The 17,561-nt window shown below is 67.9% G+C and carries 17 protein-coding genes; 7 read left to right on the forward strand and 10 right to left on the reverse strand.

The genetic code is table 11. From position 1 onward, the window contains the following. Positions 1 to 80 precede the first annotated feature (80 nt). The gene (locus METY_RS09010; protein WP_103121052.1) at positions 81 to 1,355 is read right to left on the reverse strand and encodes an ABC transporter substrate-binding protein; all 1,275 of its coding nucleotides are present in this window, start codon (positions 1,353 to 1,355) and stop codon (positions 81 to 83) included. Positions 1,356 to 1,718: 363 nt separating this feature from the next. On the opposite strand from METY_RS09010, the gene METY_RS09015 reads away from it, so the two are divergent. From METY_RS09015 to METY_RS09025, 3 genes are read left to right on the forward strand one after another with little or no spacing between them, the layout of a single operon-like run. Then, on the forward strand, positions 1,719 to 2,711 hold the full coding sequence (locus tag METY_RS09015) for an ABC transporter substrate-binding protein (protein WP_103121053.1): 993 nt from the start codon (positions 1,719 to 1,721) through the stop codon (positions 2,709 to 2,711). 10 nt (positions 2,712 to 2,721) lie between these two features. Further along, on the forward strand, positions 2,722 to 3,471 hold the full coding sequence (locus METY_RS09020; protein WP_103121054.1) for an ABC transporter permease: 750 nt from the start codon (positions 2,722 to 2,724) through the stop codon (positions 3,469 to 3,471). Then, positions 3,459 to 4,199, forward strand: a complete 741-nt coding sequence (locus METY_RS09025) for an ABC transporter ATP-binding protein (RefSeq protein WP_103121055.1) — start codon at positions 3,459 to 3,461, stop codon at positions 4,197 to 4,199. The genes METY_RS09020 and METY_RS09025 overlap by 13 nt, the downstream gene beginning before the upstream one ends. A gap of 6 nt (positions 4,200 to 4,205) precedes the next feature. On the opposite strand, the gene METY_RS09030 is transcribed toward METY_RS09025, so the two are convergent. Beyond that, complete coding sequence (locus METY_RS09030; protein WP_103121056.1) at positions 4,206 to 4,985, reverse strand: SDR family oxidoreductase; 780 nt, start codon at positions 4,983 to 4,985, stop codon at positions 4,206 to 4,208. Positions 4,986 to 5,243: 258 nt separating this feature from the next. On the opposite strand from METY_RS09030, the gene cysD reads away from it, so the two are divergent. Both cysD and cysN read left to right on the forward strand, forming a co-directional pair. After that, complete coding sequence (gene cysD / locus METY_RS09035; protein WP_103121057.1) at positions 5,244 to 6,152, forward strand: sulfate adenylyltransferase subunit CysD; 909 nt, start codon at positions 5,244 to 5,246, stop codon at positions 6,150 to 6,152. Beyond that, positions 6,152 to 8,059: a sulfate adenylyltransferase subunit CysN gene (gene cysN, locus METY_RS09040; RefSeq protein ID WP_103121058.1), complete on the forward strand. Its 1,908-nt coding sequence runs from the start codon at positions 6,152 to 6,154 to the stop codon at positions 8,057 to 8,059. Before cysD ends, cysN begins: the two co-directional genes overlap by 1 nt. Before the next feature lie 297 nt (positions 8,060 to 8,356). Here the strand turns inward: cysN and METY_RS09045 are convergent, their stop codons facing one another. The 3 genes from METY_RS09045 to METY_RS09055 form a co-directional block, all read right to left on the reverse strand. Then, positions 8,357 to 8,635, reverse strand: coding sequence for a hypothetical protein (locus METY_RS09045; protein ID WP_244593576.1), 279 nt, complete (start codon positions 8,633 to 8,635; stop codon positions 8,357 to 8,359). Positions 8,636 to 8,715: 80 nt separating this feature from the next. After that, on the reverse strand, positions 8,716 to 9,483 hold the full coding sequence (gene cobF, locus METY_RS09050) for a precorrin-6A synthase (deacetylating) (protein WP_103121060.1): 768 nt from the start codon (positions 9,481 to 9,483) through the stop codon (positions 8,716 to 8,718). A gap of 98 nt (positions 9,484 to 9,581) precedes the next feature. Further along, on the reverse strand, positions 9,582 to 10,031 hold the full coding sequence (locus METY_RS09055; RefSeq protein ID WP_103121061.1) for an RrF2 family transcriptional regulator: 450 nt from the start codon (positions 10,029 to 10,031) through the stop codon (positions 9,582 to 9,584). A 190-nt stretch (positions 10,032 to 10,221) separates the two neighbouring features. Here METY_RS09055 and METY_RS09060 point away from each other — a divergent pair, with 190 nt between their 5' ends. Then, complete coding sequence (locus tag METY_RS09060) at positions 10,222 to 10,923, forward strand: RibD family protein (protein WP_103121062.1); 702 nt, start codon at positions 10,222 to 10,224, stop codon at positions 10,921 to 10,923. A 9-nt stretch (positions 10,924 to 10,932) separates the two neighbouring features. Here the strand turns inward: METY_RS09060 and glyA are convergent, their stop codons facing one another. The 5 genes from glyA to METY_RS09085 form a co-directional block, all read right to left on the reverse strand. Further along, positions 10,933 to 12,195, reverse strand: a complete 1,263-nt coding sequence (gene glyA / locus METY_RS09065) for a serine hydroxymethyltransferase (RefSeq protein WP_103121063.1) — start codon at positions 12,193 to 12,195, stop codon at positions 10,933 to 10,935. Positions 12,196 to 12,329: 134 nt separating this feature from the next. After that, entirely contained in the window at positions 12,330 to 13,007 is a 678-nt protein-coding gene (locus METY_RS09070) for a class I SAM-dependent methyltransferase (protein ID WP_160147333.1), read from the reverse strand. 15 nt (positions 13,008 to 13,022) lie between these two features. After that, positions 13,023 to 14,159, reverse strand: a complete 1,137-nt coding sequence (locus METY_RS09075; protein WP_103121065.1) for a CaiB/BaiF CoA transferase family protein — start codon at positions 14,157 to 14,159, stop codon at positions 13,023 to 13,025. Between the two features lie 10 nt (positions 14,160 to 14,169). Beyond that, positions 14,170 to 15,333 (reverse strand): acyl-CoA dehydrogenase family protein, encoded by a 1,164-nt coding sequence (locus tag METY_RS09080; RefSeq protein ID WP_103121066.1) that lies wholly within the window; start codon positions 15,331 to 15,333, stop codon positions 14,170 to 14,172. A 102-nt stretch (positions 15,334 to 15,435) separates the two neighbouring features. Continuing rightward, complete coding sequence (locus tag METY_RS09085) at positions 15,436 to 16,374, reverse strand: LysR substrate-binding domain-containing protein (protein WP_103121067.1); 939 nt, start codon at positions 16,372 to 16,374, stop codon at positions 15,436 to 15,438. Positions 16,375 to 16,519: 145 nt separating this feature from the next. On the opposite strand from METY_RS09085, the gene METY_RS09090 reads away from it, so the two are divergent. Further along, positions 16,520 to 17,497: a tripartite tricarboxylate transporter substrate-binding protein gene (locus METY_RS09090; RefSeq protein ID WP_103121068.1), complete on the forward strand. Its 978-nt coding sequence runs from the start codon at positions 16,520 to 16,522 to the stop codon at positions 17,495 to 17,497. Positions 17,498 to 17,561 lie beyond the last annotated feature (64 nt).

Consider the following 17,561-nt stretch of genomic DNA (forward strand, 5'->3'; position numbering starts at 1 on the left):
CGGTCCGTGCGGCCGGCGCTTCGTGTTCTGGGGCGTTCGATCGGCGATCGGACGTCGTGTCGGTCAGAGTGTCCAGTTAGTCACGGCTTGGACATGCGGCAGGTCGTTTCCGGCCGGTCGTAGCCCATGGTGTCAAGCAGGTTGGTCTGGTGCAGGAAGCCCTCCTGCGGCGAGACCGACACGAGCGCCGCCGGCTGGGCCAGCAGAATGGGTTGCCGCAGCTGGTTGTCCCAGTCGCGGTAGCTGAAGGACTGCCCCTTGAAGCCGGCGAGCTCGAAGGTCGGTCCGAAGATGAACTCGCGGAGCTTCTTGGGATCGTTGGTCTTGGTGCGGGTCGCGGATTCCCCGATGGTGCGCATGGCGAGCCACATCTGGAAATCGAGCGGGCGCATCACGCGCTTCGACTGCTTGTAGAACCGATTCTGGAGCTGCGAGGCGCCCCAGTTTTCGAGCGTCGCGTGCCAGGTGGTCGGCGTCAGGCCGGCCGTGCCCGCGGTCGGCCGCGGGTCCCATGTGCGCCAGCCAATCAGTTCGCCGAACTCGCCAAGTTCGTCGGCGATCATTGCGACGTCGTAGGCGACGTTCTGGGTGAACACCGGCACGTCGTTCTGGGCGCTCACGCGGGCGTCGGGCCCGAAGTTCCAGGTCCGCTCCTCGACGATCTTGGCGCCGAACTTCTTCGCGGAGCGCCGGATGTCGGCCGCGTATTTGCGGTCCTCCTCGCGCCGCCCGGTGAGCAGCAGCCAGTTGGTCCAGCGCTTCCACACCAGGTACTGGGCGAGGGCGTCGGTCAGCATCGCGCGGTTGGGCGCCGTATGAAGCACGTTCGACCGGCAGTCCTTGCCGCGGAGCTCGTCGTCCGGAGCGCCGGCGTTGAACAGGATGACGTCGCGGTCCTTGACCGCGTCGGACATCTTGAGAAGCTGATCGGCCGGGACCGCGAGCACGATAAAGGTCGCGCCCTGCTCCAGCAGCCGGTTGAACGCGGGCATCGGGTCCTCGCCGAAGGGGACGAGCTCTTCGACGAGCTGGAAGTCCTGCTTCAGGAAGCGGCCGGTGGTGTTGTTGTCGACGATCCCAAGACGTGCGCCGGCGATGCCGTCGTCCTCGGGGGGAAGCGTGGCGATCGTGTCCCACCACGGCGGCGGCGTCGGAAACTGCCGAAGCACTCCGAACTTGAAGGGCATGGGCGCGGCGGCCGGCTTCGCGGCGGGGGCGGGGGCCGCCGGCGTCGGAGCCGCGGCGGGAGCCTGTGCGGAAGCGGAGGGCGCGACAAGGCTCAGCCCGAGCGCGACGATGAGCGCGCGCGCGGCGACGCTCCGCCGGCGGGCGACCGCGGCCTTCGACAGGACCATGCACGAACCTCCCTGCGGGCGGTTGATCCGCCGCATTGTTAGACCGACCGCGATAAAGCGCGATACGCGTTCAGCGCCTGAGCTAGATCGCAACCGGGAACAATTCCACCTGTACGTCCGTAGGAACGCAATATATAAGAAAATAATAAGTCATGACGTTTGCTTGAATAACCTGCAAGGGGTTGCAACTCTATCCTAAGCTCCAATACCCAGCGGCGGCCGGCTCTGTCGTAATCCGGCGAATGCCCAATAAACCGAACAGCGCCGCCAAAACGGCGGCATAGGGAAACCGATGATGCGATTCGTGTCCTGGACGGCTGCGGCTGTCGCCTGCGCAGGGGTCGCGGCGTGACGAACCGCCACATGTGTGCGCTCACCCGGCGCAGCGCCGTGCTGGGCGCCGGCGCTCTCGGCGTCGCGCTTGGGGCAGGTTTTGGCCCGGTCCGGGCCGCCCGGCCGCTGCGCCTCGCCACCTTGAAGTTCGGGACCGTCAACTGGCTGCTCGACACGGTCGCGGCCGAAGGGCTCGACGTCCGGGAAGGCGTGACGCTGCAGCGGACGCAGCTCGCCTCGACGCAGGCGCTGACCGTGGCGCTGCAGGCGAACGACGCCGACCTCGTGGTCAGCGACTGGACCTGGGCGATGCGCCGGCGCGCGGACGGCGAGAAGGTGCAGTTCGCGCCCTATTCCAGCGCCCTCGGAGCGCTCGTCGTCGGCAAGGAGTCGAAGATCAACGGACTTGCCGACCTGAAGGGCAAGAAGCTCGGCGTCGCCGGCGGACCGCTCGACAAGAGCTGGCTGCTGCTGCGGGCCCGCGCCCACGACCTTGTCGGCGGCGACATCGCCACCATGCTGGAGCCGGTGTTCGGCGCGCCGCCGCTGCTGTCCGAGCAGCTGCGGCTCGGTCGGATCGACGCCGTGCTGACCTACTGGCAGTTCGCCGCCCGCCTTGACGCCGAGGGGTTCCGCAAGCTGACGGACGTCACCCAGCTTATGGGCGAGCTCGGCGTGACGCCGCCGCCGCCGCTCGTCGGCTTCGTCTGGCGCGAGGAGCTCGCGAACGCCGAGCCCGGGGCGCTTTCCGGCTTCTTCCGCGCGGTCGACGCCGCCAACCAGATCCTGAAGTCCTCGGACGCCGCCTGGGACCGGCTGAAGCCTTCCATGCAGGTGAGCTCGGACGCGGAGTTCGCGCGCCTTCGGGAGTACTTCCGAGCCGGCGTGCCGGGTCCCTGGACCGAAGCGCAGCTCGCGTCGTCGAAGAAACTCTATGATCTGCTGGCGGATCTCGGCGGCGCCGACGTGGTCGGCGCCAATCCGCGCTTTGATCCCGCGCTGTTCTGGTCGCCGAAAGCGTAAGGGGCGGTCCTTGGCCTTTGCAGGACGGCTTGGTTGGTCGGCGCTGTCGCTCGGCGTCTTCGTCGCGCTGTGGTGGATCGCGGCGCTCGTGGTCGACAGCCGTCTGCTGCCGGACCCGCCGACGGTTGTCCGGGCGCTGGTCGTCGCGGCGGAAACCGGCGAGCTCATCTTCAACCTGCTTGTTACCCTCGCCCGCGTCGCCGCGAGCTTCGCGATCGCCATGCTCGTCGGCTCGGCGCTCGGCATCCTGCTCGGCCTGTCGCGCACCGCCGACCGGCTGCTCAGCCCCTGGGTGGTGCTGTTCCTCAACCTGCCGGCGTTGGTCATCATCATCCTGGCCTATGTCTGGTTCGGCCTGAACGAGTCCGCCGCCATTCTCGCGGTCGCGATCAACAAGATCCCCAACGTCGCCGTGACCCTGCGCGAGGGCGCGGTGGCGCTTAGCAGGGACCTCGCCGAGATGGCCCGGATCTACCGCTTTGGTCGCTGGAAGACGCTCCGCCACGTCATCCTGCCGCAGCTCGCGCCGTTCTTCGCCGCGGCCGCCCGGTCCGGGCTCGCGCTGGTCTGGAAGATCGTGCTGGTGGTGGAGCTTCTGGGACGTCCCAACGGCGTGGGCTTCGAACTGCAGAGCTCGTTCCAATTGTTCGACGTGGCGACCATCCTCGCCTACGCGCTCGCCTTCGGGATGATCGTCCAGGCGATCGAGCTCGGGTTGATCCAGCCCTGGGAGCGGGCCGCCAACAGGTGGCGCCGATGACCGCCGTCTCAATCGAGATCGCCGCCAAGACCTTTCCGGCATCAGGCGGAGCGCCTGCGCGCCGGCTCTACGCGGATTTCTCGCTCGAGGTGGCGGACCAGTCGTTCACCGCGCTGCTTGGACCCTCGGGCCTCGGCAAGACGACCCTGCTGAACCTGATCGCCGGCGTCGACCGCGACTTCGAGGGGCGCGTAGCGTTTTCCCGCGAGGAGCCCCGGATCGGGTACGCGTTCCAGAGCCCGCGGCTGCTGCCGTGGCGGACCGTGCTCGAGAACGTTACCCTGCCGTTACCCAAAACAGCCGCGTCGTTAACCCGCGCGCTCGGTTTGTTGACCGAGATGGGCCTGGGCGACGCCGCCGACGTCTACCCCGAGCGTCTCTCGCTCGGCATGCAGCGTCGCGTCGCGCTCGCCCGCGCCTTCGCGCTCGAGCCCGACTTGCTGCTGATGGACGAGCCCTTCGTCTCCTTGGACGAGGCCAACGCCGACCGCCTGCGCGACCTGCTCGCAGAGCTGATCGCGCGGCGTCCGACCACGGTGCTGTTCGTGACTCACGACAGCCGGGAAGCCGTCCGCCTGGCCGACCGGCTGGTGGTGCTGGCCGGTCCGCCCGTCCGGGTTGAGCAGGACGTCGCGGTGACCCTGACGCCCGAACAGCGGACCATGCCCGGCGAGGTCGACCGGTTTCGTGAGGCCTCGCTGGGACTTAGGCGCGGCGCAGTGGCGTGAGGCCCGTCAGAACGCCCCCGGAAATCCGCCGCCGTCGATCAGGATGTTCTGGCCGGTGACGTAGCCGGCCTGGGCGGAGCAGAGGAAGGCGCAGAGCTGGCCGAACTCCTCTGGCTGGCCGAAACGCTTGGCCGGATTTCCGCCGCGGCGCTTGTCGGCGACCTCCTCCGGCGTCACGCCCAGCAGCTTCGCCTCCGCCGGAAAGCCCCCGCGCAGGCGGTCGGTGTCGAACATACCGGGTAGGATGCCGTTGATGGTCACGTTGCGGTGGGCGACCGTCCGCGCCACGCCAGCGAGGAAGGCCGTGAGGCCCGCGCGGGCGCCGCTCGACAGGTCGAGGCCCACGATCGGGGCCTTCACCGAAGCCGAGGTGATGTTGACGATGCGGCCGAACCCGCGCTCCGCCATGCCGTCGATCACCTGCTGGATCAGCTCGATGGGCGTCACCATGTTCGCCACCACGCCCTTCAGCATGGCGTCGCGGTCGAGCTCGCGGAAATCCTTGCGGGGCGGACCGGCGTTGTTGTTGACGAGGATGTCGGGGTTCGGAGCCGCGGCTAGCAGGGCGGCCTGACCCTCCCGCGTCGCCACGTCGCCGACCACCGGGATGATCTGGGCGCCGGTCGCGTCGCGGATTTCAGCCGCGGTCTTTTCCAGCGACGCGCCGTCGCGCCCGTTGATCACGACGGTGCAGCCTTCGGCGGCGAGCGCCGTCGCGCAGGCGCGGCCGAGGCCCTTGCTCGATGCGCAGACGATGGCGGTGCGGCCGGCGATGCCGAGATCCATGGGGAGCTCCTTGATCTAAAGGCGGCGCGCGGGCCGCTCGACGTGAGACCGGACCTAGGCCACCACGCCCTACGCGTAAAGCGCCGAAGACGGCCTTGCGCAGCCATGAGCCACACGCGCGTCGGCCGCGCTTTGAAGTTTTCGCAAAAGAGATCGATTTAGTGTAAGCGCTTGCGGCCCGCGCTCGGGCCACTCCCGAGCGACGCCTTGCGCCGCAGGTCCCGTCCCGCGGCGGCCCGATCCGAAAGGCCTCTATCTGTGTCGATCGACCGTCAGTCTCATCTCAAGCGGCTCGAGGACGAGAGCATTCACATCATGCGCGAGGTCGCGGCCGAGTTCCGCAACCCGGTGATGCTCTATTCCATCGGCAAGGACTCGTCGGTGATGCTTCATCTTGCGATGAAGGCGTTCTACCCGTCGAAGCCGCCGTTCCCGCTGCTGCACGTCGACACGACCTGGAAGTTCCGGGAGATGATCGCGTTCCGGGACGAGACCGCGCGGCGGCTCGGCCTGGAGCTGATCACCTGGACGAACGCGGATGGCAAGGCGCAGAACGTCAACCCGTTCGACCACGGGTCGTCCTACTACACCCACGTCATGAAAACCGAGGCGCTGAAGCAGGCGCTGACGCATTACGGCTTCGACGCGGCCTTCGGCGGCGCCCGTCGCGACGAGGAGAAGTCGCGCGCCAAGGAACGGGTGTTTTCCTTCCGCACCGAGACCCACGGCTGGGACCCGAAGAACCAGCGGCCGGAGCTCTGGCGGCTCTACAACGCCCGCATCCATAAGGGCGAGTCGATCCGGGTGTTTCCGCTCTCCAATTGGACCGAGCTCGACATCTGGCAGTACATCCTCGCCGAGGAGATCCCGATCGTTCCTCTCTACTTCGCGGCGAAGCGGCCGGTGGTCGAGCGTGACGGCATGCTGATCATGAAGGACGACGACCGCCTTGTCCTGAAGGACGGCGAGTCCGCTGAGGAGCGCCTCGTGCGGTTCCGGACGCTCGGGTGCTATCCGCTGACCGGCGCTCTCGAGTCCGACGCCGCGACCCTGCCGGAGATCGTGCGCGAGATGCTGATCGCGCGGACTTCCGAACGCTCGGGCCGGCTGATCGACCACGACGAGTCCGCTTCGATGGAGAAGAAGAAGAGGGAAGGGTACTTCTGATGGCCGAGCTCGCGATCGCCGAGAAGGCCGAGGCCTTCGTCGACTACCTCGCCGCGCAGGAGCGCAAGGGCCTGCTGCGCTTTCTCACCTGCGGCAGCGTCGACGACGGCAAGTCCACCCTGATCGGACGCCTCCTCTACGACACCAAGCTGATCTTCGAAGACCAGCTTGCGGCGCTCGAACGCGACAGCCGGCGGCACGGCACTACGGGCGAGGACATCGATCTCGCGCTTCTCGTCGACGGCCTGGAAGCCGAGCGCGAGCAGGGCATCACGATCGACGTCGCGTACCGCTTCTTCACGACCGACAAGCGCAAGTTCATCGTCGCCGACACCCCCGGCCACGAGCAGTACACCCGCAACATGGCGACCGGCGCATCCACCGCCGACGTCGCCGTGTTGCTGGTCGACGCCCGCCATGGCGTCGCGGTGCAGACCCGCCGGCACGCCTTCATCGCCTCCCTGCTCGGCATCCGCCACGCCGTGCTGGCGGTGAACAAGATCGATCTCGTCGACTTCGACCAAGGTCGTTTCGAGGAAATCCGCGCCGAGTTTGAGAGCTTCGCCAAGGGGCTGAAGTTCGACACGCTGGTCTCGATCCCGCTGTCCGCGCGTTACGGCCACAACGTGCTCGGACGCTCCGACCAGATGCCCTGGTACGGCGGACCGACGCTGGTCGAGCATCTCGAGACCGTTCAGATCGAGGATCGCGTCAGCGCCCAGCCGTTCCGGATGCCGGTGCAGTGGGTCAACCGGCCGAACCTGAACTTCCGCGGCTTCTCCGGCACGATCGCAAGCGGCGCGGTCCGCGTGGGCGACAGCGTCGCCTCGGCGGTCTCCGGACGAACCTCGACAGTGGCGCGCATCGTCACGATGGACGGCGATCTTCCGGAAGCCGGAGCGGGCGACGCCGTGACGTTGACGCTGGCCGATGAGATCGATGTCTCACGCGGCGATCTGCTAGCGGCCGCCGAAGCCCGGCCTGACGTGGCGGATCAGTTTTCCGCGCATCTGGTCTGGATGAGCGACGCTCCGCTGTTCCCGGGCCGCCCCTATCTGCTCAAGATCGGCGCGAAGTCGATCACGGCGAGCGTCACGGAGATCAAGCACAAGATCGACGTGAACAGCTTCGAGCACCTCGCGGCGAAGGAGCTGCATCTCAACGAGATCGGCGTGGTCAACGTCTCGCTGGCGGCGCCGGTCGCCTTCGATCCCTACGAGCTGAACCGCGACACCGGCGCGTTCATCATCATTGACCGGCAGACGAACGCGACCGTCGGCGCGGGCATGATCGATTTCGCCCTGCGTCGGGCGACCAACATCCATTGGCAGGCGCTCGACGTCGACAAGGCGTCGCGCGCGGCGCTGAAGGGGCAGAAGCCGGCGATCCTATGGTTCACCGGCCTGTCCGGCGCGGGCAAGTCGACCGTCGCCAACCTTGTCGAGAAGCGGCTCCACGCCATGGGCCGGCACACCTACGTGCTCGACGGCGACAACGTCCGCCACGGCCTCAACCGCGACCTTGGCTTCACAGACGCGGACCGTGTGGAGAACATCCGACGCGTGGCGGAGGCGGCCAAGCTGTTCGTCGACGCCGGCCTCATCGTGCTGGTGTCATTCATCTCGCCGTTCCGCGCCGAACGCCGGATGGCCCGGGACCTCGTCGAGGCGGATGAGTTTCTTGAGGTCTTCGTGGACACGCCGATCGACGTCTGCCGCACGCGCGATCCCAAGGGTCTTTACGCCAAGGCCGACGCCGGCCAGATCAAGAATTTTACAGGCGTCGATAGCGCCTACGAGACGCCTGAGCATCCCGAGATCCATCTCGACACGGTTGCGGCGACGCCGGAGCAGATGGCGGACGAGGTGATCGGAGAATTGAAGGCGAGAGGATTGATCGAGGTCTGACCGGCGAAGAGCGCCCTCGACTACTGCTCGCGAAAAAGGCGCCGCTCAAAGAGCGCGCCTTTTTCAGACGATCAAAGATTAACGCGACGCCAGAGGGCTTTCTAGACGGTCTTGCTTTTGGAGAGCGTCAGCGATCAGCGTTCTAAGGGTGATGATCCGACGGCTGGGGCGTTCGTCGTTCGGTCTAATCTCTTTGTCGTGGGTCTTTCGTTTCATCTGCCCGCTCTAATCGTTGTTTGTTGCTGTAACAACGCGTGTCGGACGTTAAGGTTTCAGGCGAAGATCAGGCGCGCAACCTCACCATTCGTCGTCCCTGTCGGCTTCCTTGCATGTGTAGCCGATGAAACAGTCCGGCTCGTCGGATGCGCGGACCCAGGCGGCTTCCGTGACCTCGGTCGGCTGGCAGAAGCGGCCGTCGCGAACGAAGCGGTCATAGGTGCGTGGCCCCGTGCTGATGACCGCGGCGCCCGAGCGCTCGAGAAGCGCATGCAGGCGCGCGCAGGAGAGCGAGGGGGCATAAGGGCGACCTTGCGCGGCGGCAGGAACCACTACGCCGACGACCGCTAAGACGACCACGGCCCGAGCGAGCCTTTGGAGGACGCGATGAGTCATTAGGCCTGAACGTCGAAACGGCCCAGGAGTTTCATCGAGCTCCCTCAGCTTTTCGGCTCGTCGCGGCGCAGAAGATAAGAATCCATGATCCAGCCGTTCGCCGCGCGCGCTTCGGCGCGGCGACGGGCGATCTCCGCTGCGACAGCCTTCAGCCGGCCGGAGATCAAGATCTCGTCCGGGGTCCCGACATAGGCGCCCCAAAAGATCTCGAAGGCGTCGCTTTCAGCGAGCGCCTCGTAGGCGTCTTCAGCGTCGAGCATCACCACCACGCTGTCGACGTCCTGAGAGAGCCCCGCGGCGAGCCGGCGACCCGTGGTGATCTCAACCGGCGAGCCGATCCGGTTCAACGTGGTCCGGTGTTTGGCGACGAGCGCCTGGATGCTGCTGATGCCGGGGATGACCTCCCACGCAATGTCATGCCGGCCGCTGTCGGCGATCGCGCCGACGATCCGGATCGTGCTGTCGTAGAGCGAGGGATCGCCCCATACGAGGAAGCCGCCGCATTCGCCCTCTGAGAGCCCGGCGATCAACTGTTCGAACACCTCCTGCTTACGGGCGTTGAGGTCCTGCACCTGTCCGGCGTAGTCGCCGTCGCGGTCACGCTCGGGACTGACCGCCTCGATGAAACGATACGGCCGCTCGGTGAGGTGCTGGCGGCAGATCTCCTTGCGCAGCGCGATGAGCTTGTCCTTGGCCGGACCCTTGTCCATCAGGAAGACCGCGTCGACCTGGTTCAGCGCCTTGACGGCCTGGAGGGTGAGGTGGTCGGGGTCTCCTGCGCCGATCCCGATGATCTTGATCGTCTTCGCCACAGCGTCCTCCGGTCCTCGTCGACGCCGCCTCTTACCAGTCCCGGAGGCCGGGGAAAACGCGACGTGTCGCCGAGCGGACGGTCCCGGCGCCGCGGAGGTCAGATCTGGTAGACGAAGCTCGTCATGCCGTCGCCGCCGAGGTCGCGCATCTCGGCGAGCGTGCGATGGTCGAGCACGCCGGCGATCGCTTCGCGCACCTCCAGCATCATCATTCGCACCTCGCAGCGCCCGATGTCCTCGCAGTCCTGGCAAGGCGAAAAGGCGGAGCGGCTGGCGCAGGGCAGCGGCGCGAGCGGCCCGTCGAGCACCCGGATGATCTCGCCGACGGTGATGCCCTCGGCGTGCTGCGCGAGCATGTAGCCGCCGGACTTCCCCTTTTTGCTGCTGAGGAGGCCGGCGTTGCGCAACTCGCCGAGAATGGCGTCGAGGAACTTCTTCGGGATGCCGTTTCGGTCCGCGATTTCGGCGACGAAGGTGGAGCGGCCCGGCGGCAGGCCCGCCAAGTCCACCATCGCCTTCAGTCCATACTTGGCCTTCTTGGTTAGCATGGGAGCGCGCTCACACGGTCGGACTGGGCATGGGAAACATCGAACATAATCACTCTATGGAATAAATAGACATTATGGGCAAGGAAGGTATGGCCTGAGCCGGACTGTCCTCAACCCAGCTCCGGCGCTGGCCTTTCCGCCGACACGCGCTAGCTCGCTCGGTCCGCCATGAGCCTGACCGGAGCCATCGATGAAGCCGCACGTCACCTGCCTGATGTTGACCTCGCTCGATGGGCGCCTCGGCTCCGGGCGTTCCGGCCCGGGCGCCGAGGAGGAGATCAAGGCGCGCGGCCGGGCCTTTGAGGCGGCGCACGACGAACTCGGCGGCGACGGGTGGATCATCGGTCGCGTGACCGCTCAGGAGATGTCGAAGGCCGCGCCGCATCCGCCGGCGGAGCCCGGACGGCCCGCGCGTCCGGCGCACGTCGCCCGCCGCGACGCAGGGGCCTACGGGATCATCCTTGATCCTTCCGGCAAGGTGCATTTTGAGAGGGGCGACATCGGCGGCGACCATGTGGTCGTGCTGCTCGGCGGCGAGGTAAGCGACGCTCATCTCGCTGAGCTCGCGGCGGACGGCGTGTCCTACCTCGTTGCGGAGGGCCCAGAGATTGATCTCGCCGCGGCGCTTGACGTCCTAGCCCGCGAGTTCGGCGTGAAGCGTCTGCTGCTGGAGGGCGGCGGCGGGGTGAACGGCGCTTTCCTGAAAGCCGGCCTCGTGGACGAGGTCGTCGTGCTGGTGTGGCCGTCGATCAACGGCGTCACCGGCGAACGAGCGATCTTCGAGGCGGGGGAGGAGGGGCTGGCCAACGTTCTGTCGCTGGAGCTCACAAGCTTCGAGGCGCGCAGCGGCGTGGTCTGGCTGCGCTACGCCGTCGCGCCGCGGTCGTCCTGAACGCCGCCTTCAGCGGTAGATCGGGAAGGCGCGGCAGAGCGCGCGCACGTCGTCCCGGATGGCGGCGAGGGCCGCCGCGTCGAAGGGAGCGCTGACGGCGGCGGCGATCCAGTCGCCGATGCGGCGGAATTCGTCGACGCCGAAGCCCCGCGTCGTTCCCGCGTTGCTCGAGAGTCGGAGGCCTGAGGGCGCCTCGGCGGGCCGAGGATCGAACGGGATCAGGTTCTTGTTCGCAGCGAGGCCCGCGCTCTCCAGCGCCTTCGCGGCGACGTCGCCGTCGACGCCCTGATTCACCAGATCGACCAAAACCATGCTGGTGTCCGTTCCGCCGCCGACGAGACGCACGCCCGCCGCGGCCAGCGTCTCGGCCAAGGCGCGGGCGTTGGCGACGGCCGCCCTGTTGTAGGCCTTGAACTCGGGGCGGAGCGCCTCCCCGAAGCAGGCGGCTTTGCCGGCGACGACGTGGAGCATCACCGAGCCCTGAACGCCGGGGAAGATGCCGTAGTTGATGCGGTCGGACAGCGCCTCGTCGTTCCAGAGCGCCATCGCCCCGCGCGCCCCTCGCAGCGATTTGTTGGTGGTCGACGTCACGACGTGGGCATGCGGAAACGGATCGGGATAGACGCCGGCTGCGACCAGCCCCGCGAAGTGGGCCATGTCGACCATGAGCCAGGCCCCGACCTCGTCGGCGATGGTCCGAAACCCGGAGAAGTCCAGCGTCCAGGCGTAGGCGGAGCCGCCGGCGACGATGATCTTCGGCCGATGCTCGAGCGCGAGCGCGCGCACCTCGTCGAGATCGACGCGCTCGGTCTCGCGACTCACGCCGTAATGGACGATCCGGTAGTCTCGCCCAGTCAGCGTCGCGGGGTGGCCGTGGCTGATGTGGCCCCCGGCGGAGGTCTTCATCGACAGGATGACGTCGCCGATCCCGAGTAGGCCGAGAAACACGCCGTTGTTGGCGTTCGAGCCGGAATGGGCCTGGACGTTGGCGAAGCGGCAGCCGAACAGACGCTTCACCCGCTCGAGCGCAAGCGCCTCCACAGCGTCCGCGAACTCCGCCCCGCCGTAGTACCGGGCGAAGGCGAAGCCTTCGACGGTCTTGTTGGTCATGACCGAGCCCTGCGCCTCGAGCACCAGCCGGGAGACGAGGTTTTCGGAGGCGATCAGCTCGATCCCGTCCTGCTGGCGCTCGAGCTCGCCCCGCAAGGCGGCGGCGAGCTCCGGATCGGCGTCGAGCCCTTCGGTGAAGTAGCCGTCGTGGACCACGGACATGACGATCGAACCTCCGGAGCCGTCTGGTCGCGGCGACTCGTTCGCCGCGGCGATCCCGCCAAGTCATCGGGGCTTCAGAGGTCGGCGGCAACCGTCCGCGCGACGCCGCTTTGCGCCGCCCGACCTGGAGGACGTCATCGCCTTCGCAGGCGATGCATCCGTAAGGGCTGGCGCAGGGTCGCTCCGAGAGCCGTCGGCTCCGAGAGCGTGGCGAACAGCCGCTCGACCTCGCCGCGCGCCGCGGGCAGGGCGCTTCGGCGGGCCGGATCGACGGCTACCAGCCGCTCAATGAATTGCTCGACGTCGCGGAAGGGCTCCACGCGCTCGAACTCCTCGATCGACGCCAAGATCAATGGCTCGCCGTCGGCGCAGGCGTGATCCAGGGCGGCCTGCGCGGCGGCGCGGATCGCCGTCTCGTCCTCCAACGGGCGCATGGCCTCGAAGAACGTGCCTTCCGCTAAGGGCTCCACGATCACGATGGGAGCGTCCGGGGCGGCGACGCGGGCGATCTCGGAGAGCGCGGCGGCGAGGCTCTCGCTCGGCACGTGATGCAGGCTGTTCAGCATCACGACGCCGTCGAAGCTGGCGTCGGCGAAGGGCAGGGCCTCGGCGCCCGACTGCTCGACGCGCAGGTCAGGCCCCGCCTGGCGCGCGGCGAAGACCGCGGCGCCGTCGGGATCGACGGCGGTCATGCGTGCGCCCCGACGCGCGAGCGCCGCAGACAGCCGGCCCTGGCCGCAACCCACGTCGAGGATCGCGCGTCCCTCGAGGGGCCCGAGCGCGGCGAGGATTTCGGCCGCGGTGTCGGCCACGCGGCGCGCCACGGGTCAGGCTTCAGCCGGAGCGAGCGCCGCCGCGACCTCGGCGCGGATCGCCGCGGTGTGCTCGCCGAGCTCGGGCGGGCGCGCGCAGGTGGTGTTGGCGGTGAGAGGCGAGGTCGGCAGGTCGAAGGTCTCGCCGGAGGCGAGCGTCGCCGTCATGCGGGTAAGGGCGGGGTGGGCGGCCATGTCGCGCACGTCCGACACCTTGGCCCAGGCGAGTTGGTTCGCCTCAAGCCGCGCGATCATCTCGGCTCGCGTCGAAGGACCGAAGGTCTCCTGGATGATGGCCGCGAGCGCGTCGCGGTTCTCCACCCTGAGAGGATTGTCTGCGAAGCGCGGATCGGCCACGAGGTCGGGCCGGCCCAGCGCGCCTTCGCAGAATCGGACCCATTCCGCCGGGCTCTGCACCACGATGACGACGCCCCCGTCCACGCAGTCGGCGACGTGGTAGGGGAAGATCGACGCGTGGCTGAGCCCGGTGCGGGGGGTGATCCGGCCCTGGTGCTCGTAGTGCAGGAACGGCACCGCCATCCACTCGGCCATGGAGTCGAACATCGCGATTTCGATCGCCTTGCCGCGGCCGGTGCGCTCGCGCTCGTAGAGCGCCTGGAGGACGGCGGCGTGGGCGTTCATACCGGTGCCGATGTCCGCGATCGAGACGCCGACCTTCACCGCCTCTTCCGGCGTTCCGGTGACGCTGCAGATGCCGCTTTCGGCCTGCACCAGCATGTCGTACGCGCGCAGGCCTCGGGCAGGGGTCGACTGCCGGTAACCCACGATGTCGAGCGCGATCAGGCGGGGATGGCGCGCGACGAGATCCTTGGCGCCGAGACCGAGCCGCACGCTGGCGCCCGGCGCGAGATTCTGCACGAACACGTCGGCCTTCGCGACCAGCGCATGGGCGAGCGCCAGATCCGCCTCGGACTTAAGGTCCAGGGCCGCGCTCTCCTTGCCTCGGTTCAACCAGGCGAAATAGGCGCTGATCCCCTTCACGCTGCGGTCGTAATGCCGCGCGGTGTCGCCTTCGATCCGCTCGAGCTTGATCACCCGCGCGCCGGCGTCGGCGAGCCGCATCGTGCATGTCGGAGCGGCGACCGCCTGCTCAAGGCTGACGACGAGGAGGCCTTCGAGCGGACCGGTCATCGGGAATCCTTCAGTACGAGCGGGGCAGGCCGAGGACGTGCTCGGCGATGTAAGACAGCACGAGGTTCGTCGAGATAGGCGCCACTTGGTAGAGGCGCGTCTCCCGGAACTTGCGTTCCACGTCGTACTCCTCCGCGAAGGCGAAGCCGCCATGGGTCTGGATGCAGGCGTTCGCGGCTTCCCAGGAGGCGTCGGCGGCCAGCATCTTCGCCATGTTGGCCTCGGGCCCGCAATCGAGGCCGGCTTCGAACTTTTCGGCGGCCTCGCGGACCATCAGCTCCGCCGCACGCATGGCGGCGTAAGCCTTGGCGATGGGGAACTGGACGCCCTGGTTCTGGCCGATCGGCCGGCCGAAGACGCTGCGCTCGCTGGCGTAGGCCGTCGCTTTCCGGATGAACCATTTAGCGTCGCCGATGCACTCGGCGGCGATCAGGATGCGTTCGGCGTTCATGCCGGAAAGGATGTAGCGGAAGCCCTTGCCCTCCTCGCCGACGAGGTTCTCGGCCGGCACGCGGACGTCGTCGAAGAACACCTCGGTGGTCGCGTGGTTCATCATCGTCCGGATCGGCCGGATGGTCATGCCGGCCTGCTTCGCCTCCGCCATGTCCAACACGAACACGGACAGGCCGTCCGTGCGCTTGGCCGCCTGCTCCTTCGGCGTGGTGCGGGCGAGCAGGAGCATCAGGTCGGAGTGTTCGGCGCGGCTGGTCCAGATCTTCTGGCCGTTCACGACGTAGTGGTCGCCGTCGAGGCGGGCGAAGGTCTTGATCGAGGAGGTGTCGGTGCCGCTGGTCGGCTCGGTCACGCCGAACGCCTGCAGGCGAAGCGCGCCGGAGGCGATGCCGGGCAGGTACTTGGCTTTCTGCGCGTCGCTCCCGTGCCGGAGCAGCGCGCCCATGATGTACATCTGGGCGTGGCAGGCCGCGCCGTTGCAGCCCTGCAGCTGGATTTCCTCGAGCACCGCCGCCGCGGCGGAGAGCGGCAGCCCGACGCCGCCATACTCCTCCGGAATGAGCACGGAGAGATAACCGGCCTCGGTCAGCGCCTCGACGAAGGCGGAGGGGTAGGCCATCTCGCGATCGAGCCCGCGCCAGTACTCGCCCGGAAACTGCGCGCAGAGCTTGGCGACGCTCTCGCGGATCTCCGCATAGGTCTCGCGCGCGGCTGTCGTCATGGCGTCTCGTGCTCCCTGATGAGGGGAAGCGTTAGCGGCGCCCAGCCATGCCCACAAATAGCAATCGTGGCTTTGAGGTATCGCGTTCTGATCTAGCTCGCGTCACCCTCGGTCGGGCGCGAGCTTGTGGCCAAGCCAGACGCCCCGCCCGACGAGGTCCGCCGCGATCTCCATGAAGGCGTCGCCGACGAAGCGAGCGGCGGGGCTCACCGGTCGATCCGCTGGAAACGCCAGAACCACCCGGCGGGTGGGAGCGGGATCAACAAGAGGAGCGGCGGAAAGCTCTCCGCGCTCGACCTGCGCGTAGATCGGCGCGAGCGGCAGGATCGTGGGCCCGAAGCCGCCGCGCACCAGCGCGATCATGCCGCCAAACGAGTCCGCCTCGACGCTGGCCGTGAGCGCGATCCCGGCCTTGCGCGCGCAGTCCTCGACGATGGCGCGCAGGCCGTGACGTGGGCTCGGCAGCACCAGGTCGCGCCCCGCGAGGCTTGCGAAGGCGACCGCCTCGCTACGATCGAGCCCTTCCTCGCCTGCGCCGACCAGAAGCAGGCTTTCCGTCATCACCGGGCGAATGCGCAGCGAGCGCATGGGCTGCGGGTCATAGGAAATGCCGATGTCGACCTCGCCGCGCTGCAGCCAATCCAGCACATGGCCGGAGAAGGCGGATGCGAAGCGGATGGCGAGCTGGGGATGCTCGCGCTTGACCCGGGCGGCGACCGGCACGGTCGCGATCTCGGCGACGGTCGAGGTCATGCCGATCGTGACGGCGCCGCGATAGGACGAGCCGCCCCCCGAGGTCGTGGCCCGAATGGCGTCGAGTTCAGCCATGATGCGGGTCGCGTGGGCCAGCACGTCGCGCCCCACGTCGGTGATCTGCATGCCGCGGCCGTGGCGCTCGAACAGCGGCTGGCCGATCTCCTGCTCCAGCATCCGGATCTGCCGGCTGAGCGCGGGCTGCGCGATGCGCAGCCGATCCGCCGCCTTGCTCAGGCTGCCAAGCTCGGCCACGTGGATCAGTGTTTTGAGCTGGTGGACGTCCATGTCCCGGACCTATCGCCGAATGCTAAAGCTGAGTTCGCGATATAACATTTCTCGATGGTCGCGCCCTCCGCTACCTCTTGGGATCGAGGCGCCGCTCGACCGGCGCCCGTGACAGGTCCGAAACAGGGCCGATGGGAGGATGGGAATGGTCTTCAGGCGCCTCGCCGCTGCGGCGGCCTTCGCTTTCGTTTCGACAGTCGCGCCGGTGTCGGCGCAGGACTTCCCCAAGGGACCGGTCACAATGCTGGTGCCGTTCGCAGCGGGCGGACCTACCGACGTGGTCGCCCGGCTCGTCGCGCGGGTGATGGAGAAGGAGCTCGGACAGCCGGTGCTGGTCGAGAACGCGACGGGGGCCGGCGGCACGCTGGCGTCCGGCCGGCTCGCCCGCGCGGCGCCCGACGGGCAGACGATCCTGCTGCACCACATGGGCATCACCACAAGCGCAACGCTCTATCGCAAGCTCGCCTACGATCCTAAGACCGCCTTCGGCTTCGTTGGTCAGGTCACGACAGTTCCGATGCTGCTGGTGAGCCGGCCGAACTTCGAGCCGGCCGACTTCAAGGCGCTGCTCGCCTACATCAAGGACAACAAGGACAAGGTTTCGCTCGCAAACGCCGGCCCCGGGGCGGTGAGCCACATCTGCGGCATGCTTTTCATGCAGCTGACGGGCGTGAAGCTGACGACCGTGCCCTACAAGGGGACCGGCCCCGCGATGACCGACACGATGGGCGGACAGGTCGACCTGCTGTGCGACCAGACCACCGGCGCGACGGGTCCGGTGAAGACCCATAAGGTGAAGGCCTACGCCACCGCGACCGCCGAGCGCATCCCCGTGCTGCCGGACGTGCCGACCGCCGCCGAACTCGGCCTCAAAGGCTTCGAGGTCGGCGTCTGGCACGGCATGTACGTTCCCGCCGGGACGCCCGCGCCGGTGGTCGACAAGCTCAACGCCGCTCTGAAGGCCGCGCTCCACGATCCCGAGACCGTCAGGCGCTTCGCTGAACTCGGCACGGCGCCGGTGTCCGACGCGGAAGCGACGCCGGAGGGCCTGAAGGCGAAGTACTTCGCCGAAATCGACCGCTGGGCGCCGATCATCAAGGCCGCCGGCGAATACGCCGACTGATCGTCCTTGCCAGGCGCCCCCGCCGCGTTCCGGCGTGGGCGCGGCATCCCGGAGAGCCGACCCC

The organism is Methylopila sp. Yamaguchi (assembly GCF_002897035.1).
Classification (GTDB): Bacteria; Pseudomonadota; Alphaproteobacteria; order Rhizobiales; family Methylopilaceae; genus Methylopila.

Coding starts and splice junctions, on each gene's coding strand:
- METY_RS09010 (WP_103121052.1), bottom strand. CDS start 1,355: ATGGTCCTGTCGAAGGCCGCGGTCGCCCGCCGGCGGAGCGTCGCCGCG.
- METY_RS09015 (WP_103121053.1), top strand. CDS start 1,719: ATGTGTGCGCTCACCCGGCGCAGCGCCGTGCTGGGCGCCGGCGCTCTC.
- METY_RS09030 (WP_103121056.1), bottom strand. CDS start 4,985: ATGGATCTCGGCATCGCCGGCCGCACCGCCATCGTCTGCGCATCGAGC.
- cysN (WP_103121058.1), top strand. CDS start 6,152: ATGGCCGAGCTCGCGATCGCCGAGAAGGCCGAGGCCTTCGTCGACTAC.
- METY_RS09055 (WP_103121061.1), bottom strand. CDS start 10,031: ATGCTAACCAAGAAGGCCAAGTATGGACTGAAGGCGATGGTGGACTTG.
- METY_RS09060 (WP_103121062.1), top strand. CDS start 10,222: ATGAAGCCGCACGTCACCTGCCTGATGTTGACCTCGCTCGATGGGCGC.
- glyA (WP_103121063.1), bottom strand. CDS start 12,195: ATGTCCGTGGTCCACGACGGCTACTTCACCGAAGGGCTCGACGCCGAT.
- METY_RS09075 (WP_103121065.1), bottom strand. CDS start 14,159: ATGACCGGTCCGCTCGAAGGCCTCCTCGTCGTCAGCCTTGAGCAGGCG.
- METY_RS09080 (WP_103121066.1), bottom strand. CDS start 15,333: ATGACGACAGCCGCGCGCGAGACCTATGCGGAGATCCGCGAGAGCGTC.
- METY_RS09085 (WP_103121067.1), bottom strand. CDS start 16,374: ATGGACGTCCACCAGCTCAAAACACTGATCCACGTGGCCGAGCTTGGC.
- METY_RS09090 (WP_103121068.1), top strand. CDS start 16,520: ATGGTCTTCAGGCGCCTCGCCGCTGCGGCGGCCTTCGCTTTCGTTTCG.